Origin of the sequence: Streptomyces sp. CB03238, from assembly GCF_002099185.1 — a bacterium.
In the GTDB taxonomy this organism is placed as follows: domain Bacteria; phylum Actinomycetota; class Actinomycetes; order Streptomycetales; family Streptomycetaceae; genus Streptomyces.
On sequence record NZ_NBCN01000022.1, the window covers coordinates 71973 to 89582 of the forward strand.

Sequence of the window (17610 nt, forward strand, 5' to 3'; positions counted from 1 at the left end):
AGGTCAGGCGGCCGGCTTGCGGCCCTGCGCGTCGCAGGGCAGGGCGGCCTCGCCGTGGGCTGCCACGAAGTCGTCCGAGATGTCGCGGGAGGCGTCGGCGATCGAGGTGGCGGGCACGTCGATGATGCCGCCGAAGGGCCGGTCGACGTCATGGATGATGAGCAGCGACGCGGTCAGCAGGATGGTGAGCACCACGAGGGTGGCGAGTTCCGTGCCGAATCTCCGCAGCGGCAGGCAGAAGGCGAGCACGATCACCGTCACCGCGAGGGTGACGAGCATGAACCAGTAGAACAGCGGCGCGATGGCCGGGGTCGATTCGGCGATGCGTGCCTGCCGTGCCTCGGAGCGGTCCCGGTCGGCGTCGATCAGGATCCCGAAGACCGCGTCCTGGCGGTCCACGCCCTTGAGCTGCTTGCGGAAGTCGGTGCTCCATACGCTGGGCGCGGTGGACGCGCTGCCGCGCACCATGGCCGGCCATTCGATGTCGTGGACGGCGCGGGCGTAGCAGACGGCGTCGGCCTGGAGGCGTACCCGCTGGGGATCGGGCGCGAAGTCGGCCACCTCGAAGAGGTGGTCCACCACGCCCGCCTCCTCCCGTGCGGCGTCCTCGGCGTCGCCGTAGGACTCGGCGGCCAGCACCATGACGAAGGCCAGGACGAGTACGGCGAGCGTCAGCAGCGGTTCCATGAAGTCGCGCACGGTGAGCGCGTCGGCCTGGTCCTCCACCAGCCGTGGGCGCAGGAGCCGGTTGGCCGCCAGGCCCAGCACCAGGGCCAGGCCCACCACCAGGAGGGTGGTCAGCACAGTCGTCCTCCGCTCCGTTCCGTTCCCCCGTCGTTGTCGGTGTCGTGGATAGCCGACAGGGGCGCGCCACACCCGGCGGCGCGAGGTCGTTGCATCCGTATGCAGGCCGAGTGAACGTTTCACCGTTCACGTGCGGGTGAGAGCGATGTGCGTGACACAGGGGACGGCCTGGGGGCGCGCAGGGGCGCGAAGGGAGGGCGTGCGCCCCTTTGCCGCGCTACGGAGAAGGGTGCGCGCCTCGAACGACCGACCATCACCATGCGTTACAGCTAGGGACCGACAGTGATTCCGCCAGGTCGGCCGGGGTGTCCTGACCACCCGTCACGAGCCGAGCGGATCAACACACTAACCGAAAGACAGCCGATGACAGTCGAGACCCGTCCGGCCCCGGCGGCGCCCGAGATCATTTCGCAGGAATCCGTACAGCTGAGCCTCAGCACCAAGGCGGCGCGCAACCTCGCGACCACCACCAAGTCCCAGCCGCAGATGCAGGAGATCAGCTCCCGCTGGCTGCTGCGCAAGCTTCCCTGGGTCCACACCCCCGGCGGCACCTACCGGGTCAACCGACGGCTGTCGTACGCGGTCGGGGACGGCCGGGTGACGTTCGTCCAGACCGGGTCCAAGGTGCAGGTCGTACCGGCGGAGCTCGGCGAACTGCCGCTGCTGCGCGGGTTCAGCGACCCCACCGCGCTGGCGGCGCTGGCCGACAAGTTCGTCCAGAAGGAGTTCGACGCCGGACAGGTGATCGTGGAGAGCGGCCGCAAGGCCGACCAGGTCTTCCTGATCGCCCACGGCAAGGTGGAGAAGCTCGGCAAGGCCAAGTACGACGACGCCGAGACGCGGCTGGGGATGCTCGCCGACGGCGACTCCTTCGGCGGCCGGATGCTGGCCTGCGACAAGGACGCCAAGTGGGAGTTCACCGTCCGCGCCACCACCAGGACCACGGCGCTGGTGCTCACGCAGGCCGCGTACAAGCAGGTGGCCGGCCAGTACGAGACACTGCGCAACCACGTCCAGGGGCTCTCCTCCAACGGGCACAAGCCGACGAACAAGTACGGCGAGGCCGAGATCAGCTTCCTGTCCGGCCACGAGGGCGAGCCGGACCTGCCGACCACCTTCGTCGACTACGAACTCGAACCGCGCGAGTACGAGTTGAGCGTCGCGCAGACGATCCTGAAGGTCCACAGCCGCGTCGCGGACCTCTACAACCAGCCGATGAACCAGACCGAGCAGCAGCTCAAGCTCACCATCCAGGCGCTGCGCGAGCGCCAGGAGCACGAGCTGGTCAACAACCCCGACTTCGGACTGCTGAACAACACGGACTACAACCAGCGCATCCAGGCCCACTCCGGCGCGCCCACCCCGGACGACCTGGACGACCTGATCAGCATGCGGCGCAACACGCAGTACCTGTTCGCCCACCCGCGCACGATCGCGGCGTTCGGCAAGGAGTGCAACAAGCGCGGTCTGTACATGGGCAGCGTCGACGTCGGCGGTCACCAGATCCCCGCGTGGCGCGGCATCCCGCTCCTCCCGTGCGGGAAGATCCCGGTCACCGAGCAGCACACGTCGTCGATCATCGCGATGCGTACCGGCGAGGACAACGAGGGCGTCATCGGCCTCTACCAGACGGGTCTCCCGGACGAGTACGAGCCCGGGCTCAACGTCCGGTTCATGGGCATCGACGAGAAGGCGATCATCTCGTACCTCGTCAGCACCTACTACTCGGCCGCGATCCTCGTGCCGGACGCGATCGGCATCCTCGAGAACGTCGAGGTCCGTCCGCGTGCCGAGTAGCCACTCCGGCCCGCCCGTGCGCACGCCCGTGCACGGGCAAGTGAAGGCGGCCACCCCGGCGGGCTGGGGAGGGCGGCAACGCGACTGGCGGGGCTGCCGTCCCTGTCGTCGTCGGCCGTGAACGGGAGCACGGCGGGCACCGCTCCTGTACGGGCCGCCACGGGCGGCCTCGGCACGGCGACCGGACCGGGCACGGCCGCCACCCGGCTGTGGTCACCGGGGCCCTCGCACCGCTCGGAGGCGTCGGAGGCGTCGGAGGTGTCCGCTTCAGGGGCCCCGGCGGCGGACGGCTCGGCGGGGCGGCCCGCGCTGTCCTGCCCGCCCGCCGTCGCCGAGGCCGCCGGCTGAGCCGTACGCGGCCCGCCCGCAACCCCCCACACACTCAGAATTTCAGAAGGAGTCGCCCCCATGACCGTGAACGACGTACTGCGCACCGACTACCAGAAGTCGGTGGCCGCGTACTGGAACACCAACCAGCAGGATCCGGTCAACCTGCGCCTCGGCGAGGTCGACGGCCTCTACCACCACCACTACGGGCTCGGCGAGTACGACCCCTCCGTACTGGAAGGCCCGGAGGGCACCCGCCAGGAGCGCATCACCCGGGAACTGCACCGCCTGGAGACCGCGCAGGCCGACATCCTGCTGGACCACCTGGGCCCCGTCACCGCCGAGGACCGGCTGCTCGACGCCGGTTCCGGGCGCGGCGGCACCAGCATCATGGCAAACCAGCGCTTCGGCTGTTACGTGGACGGGGTGTCGATCTCCGAGTACCAGGTCGGTTTCGCCAACACCCAGGCGGAGGAGCGCGGCGTCTGCGACCGCGTGAAGTTCCACTTCCGCAACATGCTGGACACCGGTCTGGAGGCCGGTTCACGCCGGGCCGCCTGGACCAACGAGACGACCATGTACGTCGACCTCTTCGAGCTGTACGCCGAGATGTCCCGCGTCCTGCGGCGCGGTGGCCGCTACGTCTGCATCACCGGCTGCTACAACGACGTCACCGGCGGTCGTTCCAAGGCGGTCAGCCGTATCGACGAGCACTACACCTGCAACATCCACCCGCGCAGCGAGTACTTCAAGGCCATGGCGGCCAACGGCCTGGTGCCGATCAACGTGGTCGACCTGACGGCGCAGACCATCCCGTACTGGGAGCTGCGTGCCAAGTCCTCGCTGGCCACCGGCATCGAGGAGCCGTTCCTCACGGCGTACAAGGAGGGCAGCTTCCACTACCTGCTCATCGCGGCCGACCGGATCTGACCGGATCCGATCCGTGGGGTGTGGGAGCGCGCCGAGGCGTACCGTGGGCTGGTAGGCAGCCTGCGTAGCGCACGTGGCCCACGTGGCGCACCTGGAAGGGACGGTGCCTCCCATGCCCGAGAAATCGCTGTTGCGGGGACTTGACGCCGGTACGCACGCCCACGGGCCCTGCCGGGGCGACATCGGCCGGCGGGTGGCCGCGCGCCGGGAGCAGCTCGGCCTGAGCCGCGAGGAGGTGGCCGTACGGGCGGGGTCGGCGCCCGGGTACATCCAATACCTGGAGGAGCAGACGGCCACGCCCGGCATCGGCTTCCTGCTGCGGCTGGCGGACGCCCTGGAAACCAGCGTCATGGAGCTGACCGGCGGCACCGCCGACCTGCCGCCCGGCACCGGCCACCCCCCGGTCCACCCCCAGCTCGTCGACCTCGGCCTCGACGAGTGCCGCACCCTGCTCGGCACGCACGGTGTGGGGCACGTGGCCGTGACGACGCACGACGGCCCCGCCATCCTGCCGGTCGACTACCTGATCACCGACGGCGAGGTCGCGTTCCGGGTGGGACGGGACACCCTGCCGCCCATGACCGGGGAAAGCCAGATGGCGTTCGAGGTCGACCACATCGATGACGCGCTGTGCCGCGGCTGGAGCGTCCTGGTCGTCGGCACCCCGCACGAGGTCACCGACCCCGATGCCGTACGGAGGCTCGACGACCTGGCGTACAGCACGCCGTGGTCCGAGGGTCAGGAGGCCTGCTGGATGGCGGTCACGCCCGCCCGCGTCAGCGGCCGGCGGATCGACGTGCCGTACGCGCACGCGTAAGCCCTCCGGACACGATCAGCGGGCTCAGGCGGGCAGCCGCAGGTCCCACGTCTCGCCCGGCTCGACGCTGACGGCCACGCCGCCGTCCAGCTCGACGCCGATCGGCTCGCTTCCCGAGCCGGGCACGGCGATGTGCAGGTTGCCCGGCGTCATGCGCAGCCGTACGCCCCAGTGGCCGCGGTAGCGGAGGGTGAAGTCGTACTCGGACAGCTCGGGCAGCGGCACCGGGTCGAGCCGCAGCACCCCGCCGCGCGTCTCCAGGCCGGTCAGTCCGCGCTGTACGAGGTCGAGGGTGCCCGCCATCGCGCCCAGGTGGATGCCCTCGCCGGTGGTGCCGCCCTGGACGTCGGCGATGTCCCCTTCGAGCGCCTCCTGGCAGAACCGCCATGCCTCGGAGCGCCGCACCCGGGCCAGGACCCAGCCGTGCACCAGGCCGCTCAGTGTCGAGCCGTGGCTGGTGCGGTGCAGGTAGTAGTCGACGGTGCGCCGCCAGGCCTCGTCGCCCAGGGAGTACCCCAGGCGGCGCATCAGCGCGCCCAGCTCGGCGGGCGAGAAGAGGTAGCCGAGCATCAGCACGTCGGCCTGCTTGGACGCCTGGTAGCGGTTGACCGAGTCGCCCTCGGCCTCCAGGATCCGGTCGAGCCGGCGGATGTCGCCGAACCGCCGGCGCCATCCCTCCCAGTCGAGTTCCGCGAGGTCGCCGAAGCCCTCGAACTGGCTGATGACGCCCTGGTGGAACGGCACGTGCAGGCCGCGTGAGACGTCCTCCCACAGCTCCAGCTCGCTGTGGTCCAGCTCCGTGCGCTCGGCCAGCTCGCGCCGGCGCGGCTCGGGAAGCTCGCGCAGCAGCTCCAGGGTGCGGGCGAGCACCCAGGCGGCGGTGACGTTGGTGTACGCGTTGTCGTCCAGGCCCGGCCGGTCGGCGTCCGGGTAGGCGTCGTGGTACTCGTCGGGGCCGAGGACGCCCCGGATGCGGTAGCGGGCCAGGTCTCCGTCCCAGGCGGCGCGGCAGGCCCAGAAGCGGGCGATCTGGAGGAGCATCTCCGCGCCCTTGGTGTGCAGGAACTCGGTGTCGCCGCTGGCCTCGCAGTACTGCCACACGTTGTACGCGATGGCCGAGCCGACGTGGTGCTGGAGGTGGGAGTGGTCGGGCAGCCAGCGCCCGGAGCGGGGGTTGAGGTGGAGCAGCTGGGTCTCCTCGCGGCCGTCGCTGCCGCTCTGCCAGGGGTACATCGCGCCGGTGCAGCCCGCGTCGCGGGCGGTGAAGCGGGCGCGTTCCAGCCGCCGGTGGCGGTAGGTGAGCAGGGCGCGGGAGACCTCGGGGAAGTGCAGGTTCAGGTAGGGCAGGACGAACAGCTCGTCCCAGAAGATGTGGCCGCGGTAGGCCTCGCCGTGCAGGCCGCGGGCCGGGACGCCGACGTCGAGGTCGGCGGTGTGCGGGGAGAGGGTCTGCAGGACGTGGAACAGGTGCAGGCGCAGGATGCGGCCCGCCTCGTCCGGCACCTCCAGCTCGGCCCGGCGCCACAGCTGCCGCCAGGCGGCGCGGTGGGAGGCCAGCAGCGACTCGAAGCCGGGTGCGCGGCGCACCCGGTCGACGGCGGCGTGCAGGGGGTCGCTGATCGCCGCGTCGTGGGAGGTGTGCAGGGCGACCGTCTTGTCGACGACGACCGCGCTGCCCGGCCGCACCTCGAAGCGGAAGCACTGGGTCACGCGGCAGTCGGCATGGTGGACGGTGAGCCCGGTGTCCTCGGCGCCGGCGGTGGCCGTGCGGGCGGCCATGCCGATACGGATGTCGGAGGTACGGGTACGGCAGCGCAGCCACACGGTGTCGGCGGCGGAGTCGCCCGTGTGCACATGGGTGAGGTGGCGTGAGGCGAGCTGCCGGTAGCGGGCCACGCCGCTGTTGGTGACGTCGCCGTCGAGGGCGGCCTCGACGTCCAGCGTTCCCGCCCAGTTCTCGGCGGTGAACTCGGTGCGCAGCGCGGCGAGGTGCGGGTCGGCCATGTGCACGACGCGGGTTTGCCGCACCGCGAGGCGCCGGCCGTCGTCGTCCTCGTACCGGGTCAGGCGCTCCAGGGTGCCGGAGCGCAGATCGAGCGTCTGGCGGTGATCGATCAGCTGGTCGCTGTCGGGGCCGAGCCATTCGCCGGGGGTGTCCGGGTCGCCGATGCGGTAGCGCAGCGGCAGCCAGTTCGGCAGGTTGACCATGTCCTCGTTCTCGACGGCGCGGCCGGCCACGTCGGACGTGAGGCGGTTGTAGCAGCCCGCCACATACGTGCCCGGGTAGTGGATGCCGTCGGCGGAGCACTCGGTGGCGGCGCCGCGGGTGGCGAAGTAGCCGTTGCCGAGGGTGCACAGGGACTCGCGGAGGCTCTCCTTGGCGGGCGCGTACCCCTCGTACTCCCAGGTCCAGTCCGTCACGACGGCACTCCTTCGTAGAGCAGCTCCGTGAGGTCGTGTACGACGGTGTCGGCGCCCGCGCGGCGCAGTGCGCCCCCGGTGTCCGGGCCCGCCACGCGGTCCACGCCGACGACCAGCCCGAAGCCGCCGCGCCGGCCGGCCTCGACGCCCGCCAGGGCGTCCTCGACGACGGCGCAGGCGGCGGGCGGCGTGGCGAGCCGGCGGGCCGCCTCCAGGAAGAGCGCGGGGTCGGGCTTGCCGGGCAGCCGGAGCCGGGCCGCCTCGGCTCCGTCGACGCACGCGTCGACGAGGTCGAGGACCTTGGCGGAGGCGAGGACCTCGCGGGCGTGGCGGGAGGCGGAGGCGGCGGCGAGCGGGATGCCGGAGCGGCGCAGGGCGTGCAGCAGCCGCACCGCGTCCGGGTAGGCGTCGATGCTCTGCTCCCGGAGCCGTTCGGTGAACAGTCGTTCCTTTTCGGCGGCGACCGCCGCGACGGTGCCGGGGGACGGGTTCAGTCCGCGGGAGGCGAGGAAGGCGGCCGCGCCGTCGGGGCGGGACTTTCCGTCGACGTACCGGAGGTAGTCCTCGGTGGCGTCGAACGGCCGGCGCTGGGCGGGGTCGGCGGGCGGGTGGGCCCGCAGGTGGGCGTCGAAGGCCGCCTTCCAGGCCGTGGCGTGCGCCCGGGCCGTGTCGGTGAGCACGCCGTCGGTGTCGAACACCACGGCGCGCATCGCCCGCAGCCGGTGGGCGGGGGCCTGTGAGGTCATGGGCGGGCCTCCTTCGGCGGGCCTCCTTCGGTGGTCCTGGCCTCGGCGGGTTCCCTGCCAGGGGCTTCGTACGCGGAGATACGCGGAGAGTCGTCACCATCCGTCACCCGAAAGTGGAACCTCCGCCGGCTCTTGATCCTCTTCCCTCCCGAAGCGCGCGCAGCCAGCTGAAGAGACGAGAGAGAAGGGGGCGCCGTGTCGATGGCCCACATGCCGTACGGTCCACGGCCGCCCCTGGCGGAAAGGCACTTATGTTCAGCAAGGCTCTCGCGCCGGAGTACCAGGGTGCGCTCAGCGCGCTGTCGGTGAACTCCTCGCTCACCGATGTGCTCGCCGCGGCGACCGAGCAGATGACCGCCGCCCAGCGGGCGGGGGACGCGCACGAGACGGCCCGCGCGGCGCTCGCGGTGGCGGAGGCGCACCGGCGGCTCGGCCAGGTGGAGGCCGCCGACCGGGCATGGAAGTCGAGCTACCGCACGGCCCGTTCGGCCGGGGACGTACCGGCCATGGCGTGGGCGCTGTGGAGCGGCGGCACCCTGGCCCGGCAGCGCGGAGCGCTCGCGCTCGCCTTCCGGCTGCTGCGGTACGCGGCCGACCTGGGCAAACGCGGCGGGGACGTGGTCGTCCACGGCTACTCGCTGGCCGGGCTCGCGGAGACAGGCCGTATCCAGGGCGACTACGAGGCGGTCGGCGCCCTGCACGACGAGCTGCTCGCGGAGGCACGCGCGCGTGGCGAGGCCCGGCACACCGTGTGGGCGCTGGAGGGCATCGCGCAGATGCACCGCAACAGTGGCCGGTACGACACGGCGTACGAGCTGTTCGAGGAGGCCGCCGGAATAGCCGCTGCCGCCGACGACCGGCGCGGTCACGCCTGGGCGCTGCGCGGGCTGGCCGACATCGTCTCCGTACGCGACGGGGACGCCGCCCGCGCGCTGGAGCTGCTCGGCCGGGCGGAGGCGGGCTGCCGCGAGATGAACCTGTCGAGCGCGCTGGCCTACAACCACAAGATGCGCGCGAACGTGCTGTACCGGGCGGGGCGGTACGCGGAGGCGCTGGAGACGTACGAGCAGGCGCTGGCCGAGTTCCGCGAGATGGACGAGCCGCGCGGCCAGGCCCTCTCCCGCCTGGGCGCCGTCAAGGCCCGCGCCCGGCTGGGTGTCGCCGACCCGGCCCGCACCGCCGCCGAACTCGCCGAGCTGGGCGGCGTCCTGGACCGGATAGGCCTCCGCCACGCGCGCGCCATGGTCGACAAGGCCCACACCGAGCTCGGCCTGCCCATCGAGGAGCCCCACCGATGACACTCCCCCGGCCCACCGCCCCTAACGCCACGTCCAGCCCCACGCCCCGGGACGCCCCGGCCGCCTCCACGACCCCGGCACGGGCCACCCGAGAGGCCCCGGCCCCGGTCCCGGCCCTTGCCCCGGTCCCAGGCGCGGCAGACCCCGCGGCCCCGCCGGAGGGCCCCGCCCCGCTGGACGCACCCCGCCCGCTGGACGAACCCTGCCCGGTGGGCCACCCCCGCGCGCGGGACACTCCCGGCACGAAGGGCCACCCGCCCGGCCGTGAAGCCGCCGGCACGGGACGGGCCACGGCCACGCCGGACGGCCCAGGCTCGGCAGACCCCTCGGCCCCGCCCCGGTGGAAGGCCCCGCCCCGGTGGACGCACCCCGCCCGGTGGGCCACCCGCGCGGCCGGGAAACCGTCTGCGCGGGGCAGGCCACGGGCACGACGGACGCCCCCGGCGAGGCAGGGCCGAGTTCCGGCCGGGAGGACCCGGGCGCGGGGTTCGGCACGGGCCCATGCGGTGACCCTGCCGGGGGCCTGCCGCCCGGGACGGGCGGCCCCGGCACGCGGGAGCACGCGCGCGTGCCGGACGCCTCGGACCCGCAGGGCATCCCGGGCGTCGTGGGCCCCGTACCGGTGGACGGACCGTGTGCGGGCGACCACGCGGCCGCACCGGACGGCGTCGTCGCGGGCGGCGCGCGCGACCACCCGTCCGAGCCGGACGCCGCCGACGTGCTGGCGCGGTGTCGGGGGATGGTGGAGCCGGTGTTGCGGGCGCGGGTGGCGGGGATGCACGCGTGGCCGGCGGAGATGGCCGGGTACGCCTTCGGGTGGTGCGAGCGCGGCGGTGAGCCGCGTACCGGATCGTCCGGGAAAGGGGTGCGTCAGGCGCTGGCCGTGCTGTGCGCCGAGGCGGCGGGGGCGGCGGCGGAGAGCGCCGTCGACGGGGCCGTGGCCGTGGAGCTGGTCCACACCTTCTCCCTCCTCCACGACGACATCATGGACGGCGACGAGACCCGCAGGCAGCGACCCGCCGCCTGGAAGGCGTACGGGACGGGGCCCGCCGTCCTGGCCGGGGACGCGCTGTTCGCGCTTGCCTTCGAGGTGCTCGCCGGTTCGCCCGGCCCGCACGGCGGGGCGGCGGTGCGGCGGCTGTCCCGGGACATGGCGGACGTGGTGGACGGCCAGGCCGAGGACCTGCTGTTCGAGGGCCGGCCGTGGACCGGACCGGGCGCCGTCCCGGTCGACGCGTACCTCCGCATGGCCGAGCACAAGACGGGCGCCCTGCTGGGCTGCGCGGCGGCGCTGGGCGCCCTGCTGGCGGGTGCCCCGGCGGCGACGGTGGACGCCCTGTCCACGGCGGGGCGGCAGCTCGGCGTCGCCTTCCAGGCGGTCGACGACGTACTGGGGCTGTGGGGCGACCCGGCGACGACGGGCAAGCCGGTCCACGGTGACCTGCGGCGCCGGAAGAAGACCCTGCCGGTGCTGGCCGCCCTGGCGGCGGACACACCGGCCTCCCGCCGGCTGGCCGCGCTCCTCGCGGAGCCCGGTCCGCCGGCCGGGGCCGCGCTGCGGCGGGCGGCCGGGCTCGTGGAGGAGGCGGGCGGCCGGGAGGCGGCCCTGGCGGAGGCGCGGGACCGCCTGGACCGGGCGAGGGACTGCCTCGGCAGCGTCCCGCTGGCTCCGGAGCCGGCCGGCCGGCTCCTCGCGCTGCTGCCGTACGTGATGGGGCGCTCCGTGTGACGTGCGTACGGAACGGACGGTTCCGACAAAGTCGGTCAACGCCAGGAAAACGGCCAATTCCCCACCCGGCACGCACATCCGTTATGAGGCAATGCCAGCGAATCTGCACACCGAATGTACAGGCGTCACACCGCCTCCCACGGCCCCTCATGACACCGGCCGGACGACTCCGCCCTTGATACCGGAATGTCCCGTTCCGAAACGCCCGGGCGGCAGCCCCTGGAAAGGCAAACGGCCACCCATGTGAAGAAGCTGGCACCAAGTCATGGACGTACCTGCACATCGACGTAATTCCGCACCGGTGAACCGTCGTTACGGGCCCTCGCAGGATTGGCTGAGCAACGCACCCCCGTGCTTTGATCCTTCGCACTGCGGCGGCCGTACAAAGGCTCGCTCCGTAGTCATTTCGAGTTATTCGTGAAGGGAACCTCACCACATGAACCCCCAGATCCAGACCCAGGAGATCTCCGACGCCGACCTGGACGCCGTGTCCGGTGGCCTCCACAGCGCCGTTGCCAACGGTGTCGTCGGCAGCGCGACCGCCACGCTCGACTCGGTCGCCCCGGTCTCCGCTGTCGCCACCTCGGGCGTCGCCGCCGTCGAGTCCTTCGCGGGCCTGAACTCCTCGGCGCTCACCGGCTTCGTCGCCGGTCTCTGAGACGGCATGAGTGAGCCCCGGAACTTCCCTGTTCCGGGGCTCACCGCGCTGTTCGCTTCCTGAATCGGACATTTGCAGTCGAGGGAAGAGTTACGTGCAGTTCCGCCAAAAGGCCCTTTCCAAGCTGCAGTCCCCAGAGGAAATAGACCTGCCGGTGCGTTTCGCCCGGCCGCAGGGCCTCCTCGTCCTGACCGTCACCGTCCTCGCCATGGCCGCCGCGGCCGTCTGGGCCGTCACCGGATCGGTCTCCTCCACGCTCACCGCGCCGGGCGTCCTCACCCACGGCAAGGGCAGTTACATCCTCCAGAGCCCCGTCGCCGGCCAGGTCACCGGCGTACTCGCCGAGGAGGGCGATCACCTCCCCGCGGACGCGCCACTGCTGAAGGTCCGCAGCCCCCAGGGCGGTGACTCCGTGGTGCGCACCATCGCCGCCGGCCGGGTCACGGCCCTCGTCGCGACGATCGGCTCCGTGGTCACGACGGGCTCGGACGTGGCGGCCGTCGAGCGGGTCGAGGCGGAGGACGCGCCCCTGATGGCGATGGTGTACGTACCGGCCGACCGGGGCGCGACCGTACCCGTGGGCGCCTCCGTCGACCTCACCGTCCAGTCGGTGCCGACGCAGACGTACGGCGTCCTGCGCGGCCGGGTGAAGGCCGTCGGCCGGACCGCCCAGACCCGTCAGCGGATCACCGCCTTTCTCGGCAACAGCCAGCTGGGTGAGCAGTTCTCGCGCGCCGGCCAGCCGGTCGCGGTCCTCGTCGAGCTGGAGCGGTCGTCCTCGACGAGGACGGGCTACGCGTGGTCGACGTCGGACGGCCCGGCATACGCACTCGATTCCATGACCCTGGTGAGCGCCTCCGTGCATCTGGCCTCTCAGGCCCCGATCGATTGGCTGCTCCCGTGAGCGCGCCGGGCGGCCGCCGCCGCGCCCAGCCGGCGCCGAGGACGCGCACCACCAAGCGGCCCAGGACCGTCCGCACGCCCACCGTGCTCCAGATGGAGGCCGTGGAGTGCGGCGCCGCCTGCCTCGCCATGGTGCTCGCCCACCACGGGCGCCATGTGCCGCTGGAGGAACTGCGCATCGCCTGCGGCGTCTCCCGCGACGGCTCACGCGCCAGCAACGTCCTCAAGGCGGCTCGTAGTTACGGCCTCCAGGCCAAGGGCATGCAGATGGAGCCGGCGGCGCTGGCCGAGGTGCAGGCCCCGGCCATCCTGTTCTGGGAGTTCAACCACTACGTCGTCTACGACGGGACGGGGCGCCGCTTCGGCCGCCGGGGCGTACACATCAACGACCCCGACAAGGGGCGCCGGTTCGTCTCGCCGGAGGAGTTCGACACCAGTTTCACCGGGGTCGCCCTGGTCTTCGAGCCGGGACCGGACTTCCGCCGGGGCGGCCGCAAGCCGGGTGTCCTGGGCGCCGTGCCCGCGCGGCTGCGCGGCACGACGGGCACCCTGCTGGCCGCGCTGGTGGCGAGCCTCCTGCTGGTCGCGGTAGGCGCGGCGGTGCCCGCGCTGAGCCGTACGTACATCGACATGTTCCTGATCGGGAACCAGACCTCGGTGCTGGGCCCGCTGTTCGCGTCCATGGCGGCGATGGTCGCCCTGACCGCCGTATTGACCGGGCTGCAACAGGCGAACCTGCTGCGCGGGCGCATCATCTCCTCCACCCTCAGCAGCGCCCGCTTCCTCCGGCATTTGATGCGGCTGCCGGTCACGTTCTTCGCCCAGCGCAGCCCTGCCGACCTGGTGCAGCGGCTGCAGTCCAACGACGCGGTGGCCGAGACACTGGCGCGGGACCTGGCGGCCGCGGGCGTGGACGGCATCGTCGTCATCCTCTACGCGCTGCTGCTGTGGACGTACGACCCGCAACTGACCGTGGTGGGGGTGCTGATAGCGCTCCTCAATGTGGTGGCGATGCGGATAGTGATCCGGTTGCGGGCGACGCACACGCAGAAGCTGCGGGCCGACAGCGCACGGCTGACGAACACCTCGTACACCGGTCTCCAGCTGATCGAGACCATGAAGGCGACCGGCGGCGAGAACGGCTACTTCCGCCGCTGGGCGGGCCAGCACGCGGCGACCCTGGAGGTGCAGCAGCGCCTCGGGGTGCCGACCGCCGCCCTGGCCGTCGTCGCGCCCACCCTGGCGACGGTCAACAGCGCGCTGATCCTGTGGATCGGCGGACTGCGAGCCGTGGAGGGCCACATCTCGATCGGCCTGCTCGTCGCGTTCCAGGCCCTGGTGACGCGGTTCACCGCGCCCATCACCCGGCTGAACGGCGTGGCGGGCCGCATCCAGGACTTCGCCGCCGACGTGGCCCGGCTGAAGGACGTCGAGAGCTTCCCCGTCGACGCCCTCTACGCACGCGTGGAGCCGGACACGAGCACCCGCCGCCTCAAGGGCCATGTGGAGCTGGACGACATCACCTTCGGCTACAGCCCACTGGACAAGCCGCTGCTGAGCGGTTTCTCCCTGACCGTGGGACCCGGGCAGCAGGTGGCGCTGGTCGGCGGCTCCGGCAGCGGCAAGTCGACCGTCTCCCGGCTGATCTCGGGCCTCTACGCCCCCTGGGAGGGGACGATCCGCATCGACGGGCAGCGCCTGGAGGACATCCCGCGCGGTGCGCTGGCCGCCTCCGTGTCGTTCGTCGACCAGGACGTGTTCCTCTTCGAGGGGACGGTGCGGGACAACGTGGCGCTGTGGGACCCCTCCATACCGGACGACGCCGTCGTCGCCGCGCTCAAGGACGCCGCCGTGTACGACGACGTCATCGCGCGCCGCCCCGGCGGCATCCACAGCCGTGTCGAACAGGACGGCCGCAACTTCTCGGGCGGGCAGCGCCAGCGCCTGGAGATCGCCCGCGCGCTGGTGCGGCGCCCCAGCATCCTCGTGCTGGACGAGGTGACGAGCGCGCTGGACGCCCGGACCGAGCAGGTCATCATCGACAACCTGCGGCGGCGGGGCTGCGCGTGCGTGGTCATCGCCCACCGGCTGTCCACGGTCCGCGACAGCGACGAGATCGTGGTCCTGGACCACGGCACGGTCGTCGAACGCGGCCGCCACGAAGAACTGCTCGCCGCCTCCGGCGCGTACGCCGAGCTGGTCAAGGAGCGCTGACATGTCCGTCCACCCGGACTCCGTCCATCCCGGGGTGGCCGCCGCCGACCCGGTGGTCCACGCGCTGGGCGCCCTGGGCTCCCCCGTCGACTGCGCGGGGCTGCGCACCGTACCGCTGGAGGGGCCGCACGTGCTGTGGCTGGTCGTCACGGGCGGGCTGGACCTGTTCGCGGTCGACGCCGCCCAGCAGGGCCACTGGCACTTCCTGGGCCGCCTGGAGGCCGGGAGCCTGCTCCTGGGCCCGGTCGAGGGCCCGCAGCACACCCTGGTGGGCCGGCCGACGCAGGACTGCGCGCTGCGCCGGATCGGGCTGCGGGAGCTGTACGCGGGGCAGGGGCACGCGTACGCCGGGTACGACGCGTACGCCGCGCAGGACCCGTACGACACGTACGCCGGGCACGACCCGTACAGCACGTACGCCGAACCCACCCCCCTGGAGCACGCCTTCGCGCTGGGCACCGCCCGCAGCCTGGGCGTCCTGTTCGAGGCACCGCTCGACGACGGGCGCCCGCCGGGGGACGAGGCCCTGTCCGACGACGACATGCTGTGGATGCCGGTTCCGCCGGGCAGCGTCCAGTACGGCGCCTCGTACAGCGCGGACGCGGCGGCCGAGCTGCTGGTCGACGGGGCGCTGTGGCAGCGGATGGTGAACCAGCAGTACCGGCTGCTGTCCGCCGTGGACCGCTGGATCGAGCAGCTGGAGCGTGCCCACGAGGACCGGGCGGCGGCCGGCATGAAGGCGGGCGAGACCGTCCGCGCGCGGGCGGACCAGGCGCTGCTGGCGTCGATCGGCGGGCCCGACCGCGCCGGCCGGAAGAAGAGCTCCGCGGCGGCCGACGACGCCACGTACGCGGTGTGCCGGCAGGTCGCCCGCGCGGCCGGGATCACGCTGGCCGAGCCGTCGGCGAGCGGCGTGGCCGACGAGCGGACCGGCGCGGTGGAGCGCATCGCGGTCGCCTCCCGGGTCCGCACCCGCGCGGTGCGGCTGGAGGGGCGCTGGTGGCGTACGGACTCCGGGCCGCTGGTGGGGCACTGGGCGAAGTCCGGCGCCCCGGTGGCGCTGCTGTGGCGGCGCGGCCGGTACGAGGCGGTGAACCCGGCGTCGGGGCTGCGGCTGCGGATCGGCGAGGAGAAGGCCGCCGAGCTGGAGCCGCGGGCGGTGATGTTCTACCGCCCGCTGCCGGAGCGGCCGATGACGCCGTTGCGGCTGCTGGGCTTCAGCCTGCGCGGCGCCGGGGGCGACGTACGCAATCTGGCCCTCGCGGGGCTGGTGACGGTGGGGCTGGGCGCGCTGGTGCCGATCGCGACGGGCCGGATTTTGGGCGTGTACGTACCGGCCGCGCAGACGAGCCTGATCGTGCAGGTGGCGCTGGCCGTGATGATGGCGGGCGTGGTGTCGGCGGCGTTCATGCTGATGCAGAACCTGACGGTGCTGCGGATGGAGGGACGCATCGAGAGCGTGCTCCAGCCGGCCGTGTGGGACAGGCTGCTGCGGCTGCCGACGAAGTTCTTCGCCGAGCGCTCCACCGGGGAGCTGGCCAGCGCCGCCATGGGGATCAGTGCGATCCGCCGCGTACTGACCGGGGTGGGCCCGGTGGCCGTGCAGGCGAGCACGGTCGGCGTGATGAACGTAGTGCTGCTGCTCTTCTACAGCGTGCCGCTGGCACTGGTGGCGATGGCGATGCTCCTCTTCATCGCGGTCGTCTTCCTCGGTCTCGGGCTGTGGCAGGTGCGCTGGCAGCGGCGGCTGGTCGAGCTGAACAACAAGCTCAACAACCAGGCCTTCCAGACCTTGCGCGGGCTGCCGAAGCTGCGTGTCGCGGCGGCGGAGAGCTTCGCGTACGCGGCGTGGGCGCGGGAGTTCGCCCGCTCGCGGGAGCTCCAGCAGCGGGCGGGCCGGATCCGGAACGTGACCACCGTGCTGGACGCGGTCTATCTGCCGCTCTGCTCGCTCATCATGTTCATGCTCCTGGCGGGCCCGGCGCGCGGCAGTATGACGGCCGGTGAGTTCCTCACCTTCAGTACGTCGGTGACGATGCTGCTGACATCGGTCACCCAGGTCACCGGGGCGCTGGTCTCGGCCGCCGCGGCGCTGCCCCTGTTCGAACAGATCAAGCCGGTCCTGGACGAGGCCCCCGAAGTCCGCGGATCCACCACCCAGCCCGGCGTCCTGTCCGGCGCCATAGAGGCCCGTAACCTCTCCTTCCGGTACTCCGACGACGCGCCCCTGGTCCTCGACGACGTGTCGCTGGACATCCGGCCGGGCGAGTTCGTGGCGGTCGTCGGCCCCAGCGGCTGCGGCAAGTCGACCCTGCTGCGCCTGCTGATCGGCTTCGACCGGCCGGTGACGGGCAGCGTCCTGTACGACGGCCAGGACCTGACCGCCCTCGACCAGGCGGCGGTGCGCCGCCAGTGCGGGGTCGTCCTGCAGAACGCCCAGCCCCTCACGGGCTCGATCCTGGACTGCATCAGCGGCGCCGAATCCTTCTCCCAGGAGGAGGTGTGGTCGGCCGCCGAGATGGCAGGCCTGGCGGAGGACATCAGGCGCATGCCGATGGGCCTGCACACGATGATCGCGGGCGGCGGGGCGATCTCCGGCGGCCAGCGCCAGCGCCTGATGATCGCCCAGGCCCTGATCCGGCGCCCCCGGATCCTGTTCCTGGACGAGGCGACGAGCGCCCTGGACAACGAGGCCCAGCGCATCGTCATCGACTCCACGCGCCGCCTCAACGCCACCCGCCTGGTCATCGCCCACCGCCTGTCCACGGTCATGGACGCCGACCGGGTGATCGTCATGTCGGCCGGCCGCGTCGTCGAGCAGGGCCCCCCGTCCGCGCTCCTCGCCGACCCGCGCGGGCACCTGTACGAGCTGGTACGCCGCCAAATGCGCTGACCGGACACCCCTCGAAAGGGTGGGCTTCGCCCTCCGGGGCGCGCCGGTCCCCACGAAACCGGGAACCCCTCCC

13 protein-coding genes are annotated in these 17610 nt (G+C 72.6%); 10 read left to right on the forward strand and 3 right to left on the reverse strand.

The window, feature by feature from the left end; genetic code table 11:
• Positions 1 to 3: 3 nt before the first annotated feature.
• Positions 4 to 804, reverse strand: a complete 801-nt coding sequence (locus BKD26_RS30950; protein ID WP_084905139.1) for a DUF4239 domain-containing protein — start codon at positions 802 to 804, stop codon at positions 4 to 6.
• A 363-nt stretch (positions 805 to 1167) separates the two neighbouring features.
• On the opposite strand from BKD26_RS30950, the gene BKD26_RS30955 reads away from it, so the two are divergent.
• The 4 genes from BKD26_RS30955 to BKD26_RS30970 all read left to right on the forward strand — a co-directional run bounded on the left by BKD26_RS30955 (position 1168) and on the right by BKD26_RS30970 (position 4675).
• Positions 1168 to 2601, forward strand: coding sequence for a family 2B encapsulin nanocompartment shell protein (locus BKD26_RS30955; RefSeq protein WP_084905141.1), 1434 nt, complete (start codon positions 1168 to 1170; stop codon positions 2599 to 2601).
• A gap of 117 nt (positions 2602 to 2718) precedes the next feature.
• A complete protein-coding gene (locus BKD26_RS30960) occupies positions 2719 to 2949 on the forward strand; it encodes a hypothetical protein (protein WP_084905144.1) in 231 nt (76 codons plus the stop codon).
• A 60-nt stretch (positions 2950 to 3009) separates the two neighbouring features.
• Entirely contained in the window at positions 3010 to 3858 is an 849-nt protein-coding gene (locus BKD26_RS30965; RefSeq protein ID WP_084905146.1) for a geranyl diphosphate 2-C-methyltransferase, read from the forward strand.
• Between the two features lie 112 nt (positions 3859 to 3970).
• The gene (locus BKD26_RS30970) at positions 3971 to 4675 is read left to right on the forward strand and encodes a pyridoxamine 5'-phosphate oxidase family protein (RefSeq protein WP_084905149.1); all 705 of its coding nucleotides are present in this window, start codon (positions 3971 to 3973) and stop codon (positions 4673 to 4675) included.
• Between the two features lie 24 nt (positions 4676 to 4699).
• On the opposite strand, the gene BKD26_RS30975 is transcribed toward BKD26_RS30970, so the two are convergent.
• Positions 4700 to 7096, reverse strand: coding sequence for a glycosyl hydrolase family 65 protein (locus BKD26_RS30975; protein ID WP_084905151.1), 2397 nt, complete (start codon positions 7094 to 7096; stop codon positions 4700 to 4702).
• Positions 7093 to 7842: a beta-phosphoglucomutase family hydrolase gene (locus BKD26_RS30980; RefSeq protein WP_084905153.1), complete on the reverse strand. Its 750-nt coding sequence runs from the start codon at positions 7840 to 7842 to the stop codon at positions 7093 to 7095. Before BKD26_RS30980 ends, BKD26_RS30975 begins: the two co-directional genes overlap by 4 nt.
• 251 nt (positions 7843 to 8093) lie before the next feature.
• Here BKD26_RS30980 and BKD26_RS30985 point away from each other — a divergent pair, with 251 nt between their 5' ends.
• From BKD26_RS30985 to BKD26_RS31010, 6 genes are all read left to right on the forward strand, one after another.
• Positions 8094 to 9140: a tetratricopeptide repeat protein gene (locus BKD26_RS30985; protein ID WP_084905155.1), complete on the forward strand. Its 1047-nt coding sequence runs from the start codon at positions 8094 to 8096 to the stop codon at positions 9138 to 9140.
• 739 nt (positions 9141 to 9879) lie between these two features.
• Positions 9880 to 10869 (forward strand): polyprenyl synthetase family protein, encoded by a 990-nt coding sequence (locus BKD26_RS30990; RefSeq protein ID WP_084905226.1) that lies wholly within the window; start codon positions 9880 to 9882, stop codon positions 10867 to 10869.
• Positions 10870 to 11305: 436 nt separating this feature from the next.
• On the forward strand, positions 11306 to 11527 hold the full coding sequence (locus tag BKD26_RS30995; RefSeq protein WP_084905157.1) for a hypothetical protein: 222 nt from the start codon (positions 11306 to 11308) through the stop codon (positions 11525 to 11527).
• Between the two features lie 94 nt (positions 11528 to 11621).
• On the forward strand, positions 11622 to 12431 hold the full coding sequence (locus BKD26_RS31000; RefSeq protein WP_084905159.1) for an HlyD family efflux transporter periplasmic adaptor subunit: 810 nt from the start codon (positions 11622 to 11624) through the stop codon (positions 12429 to 12431).
• A gap of 83 nt (positions 12432 to 12514) precedes the next feature.
• Positions 12515 to 14644 carry an NHLP family bacteriocin export ABC transporter peptidase/permease/ATPase subunit gene (locus tag BKD26_RS31005; protein ID WP_107418053.1) on the forward strand — a complete coding sequence of 710 codons (2130 nt, stop codon included), beginning with the start codon at positions 12515 to 12517 and terminating at the stop codon, positions 14642 to 14644.
• A gap of 1 nt (position 14645) precedes the next feature.
• Positions 14646 to 17537, forward strand: coding sequence for an NHLP bacteriocin export ABC transporter permease/ATPase subunit (locus BKD26_RS31010; RefSeq protein WP_084905164.1), 2892 nt, complete (start codon positions 14646 to 14648; stop codon positions 17535 to 17537).
• Positions 17538 to 17610: the final 73 nt, after the last annotated feature.

What these genes read in the sequence shown, in the direction of transcription:
- BKD26_RS30985 (WP_084905155.1), top strand. Translation starts at nt 8,094, where the DNA reads ATGTTCAGCAAGGCTCTCGCGCCGGAGTACCAGGGTGCGCTCAGCGCG.
- BKD26_RS31010 (WP_084905164.1), top strand. Translation starts at nt 14,646, where the DNA reads ATGTCCGTCCACCCGGACTCCGTCCATCCCGGGGTGGCCGCCGCCGAC.
- BKD26_RS30955 (WP_084905141.1), top strand. Translation starts at nt 1,168, where the DNA reads ATGACAGTCGAGACCCGTCCGGCCCCGGCGGCGCCCGAGATCATTTCG.
- BKD26_RS30990 (WP_084905226.1), top strand. Translation starts at nt 9,880, where the DNA reads ATGGTGGAGCCGGTGTTGCGGGCGCGGGTGGCGGGGATGCACGCGTGG.
- BKD26_RS30980 (WP_084905153.1), bottom strand. Translation starts at nt 7,842, where the DNA reads ATGACCTCACAGGCCCCCGCCCACCGGCTGCGGGCGATGCGCGCCGTG.
- BKD26_RS30970 (WP_084905149.1), top strand. Translation starts at nt 3,971, where the DNA reads ATGCCCGAGAAATCGCTGTTGCGGGGACTTGACGCCGGTACGCACGCC.
- BKD26_RS30965 (WP_084905146.1), top strand. Translation starts at nt 3,010, where the DNA reads ATGACCGTGAACGACGTACTGCGCACCGACTACCAGAAGTCGGTGGCC.
- BKD26_RS30995 (WP_084905157.1), top strand. Translation starts at nt 11,306, where the DNA reads ATGAACCCCCAGATCCAGACCCAGGAGATCTCCGACGCCGACCTGGAC.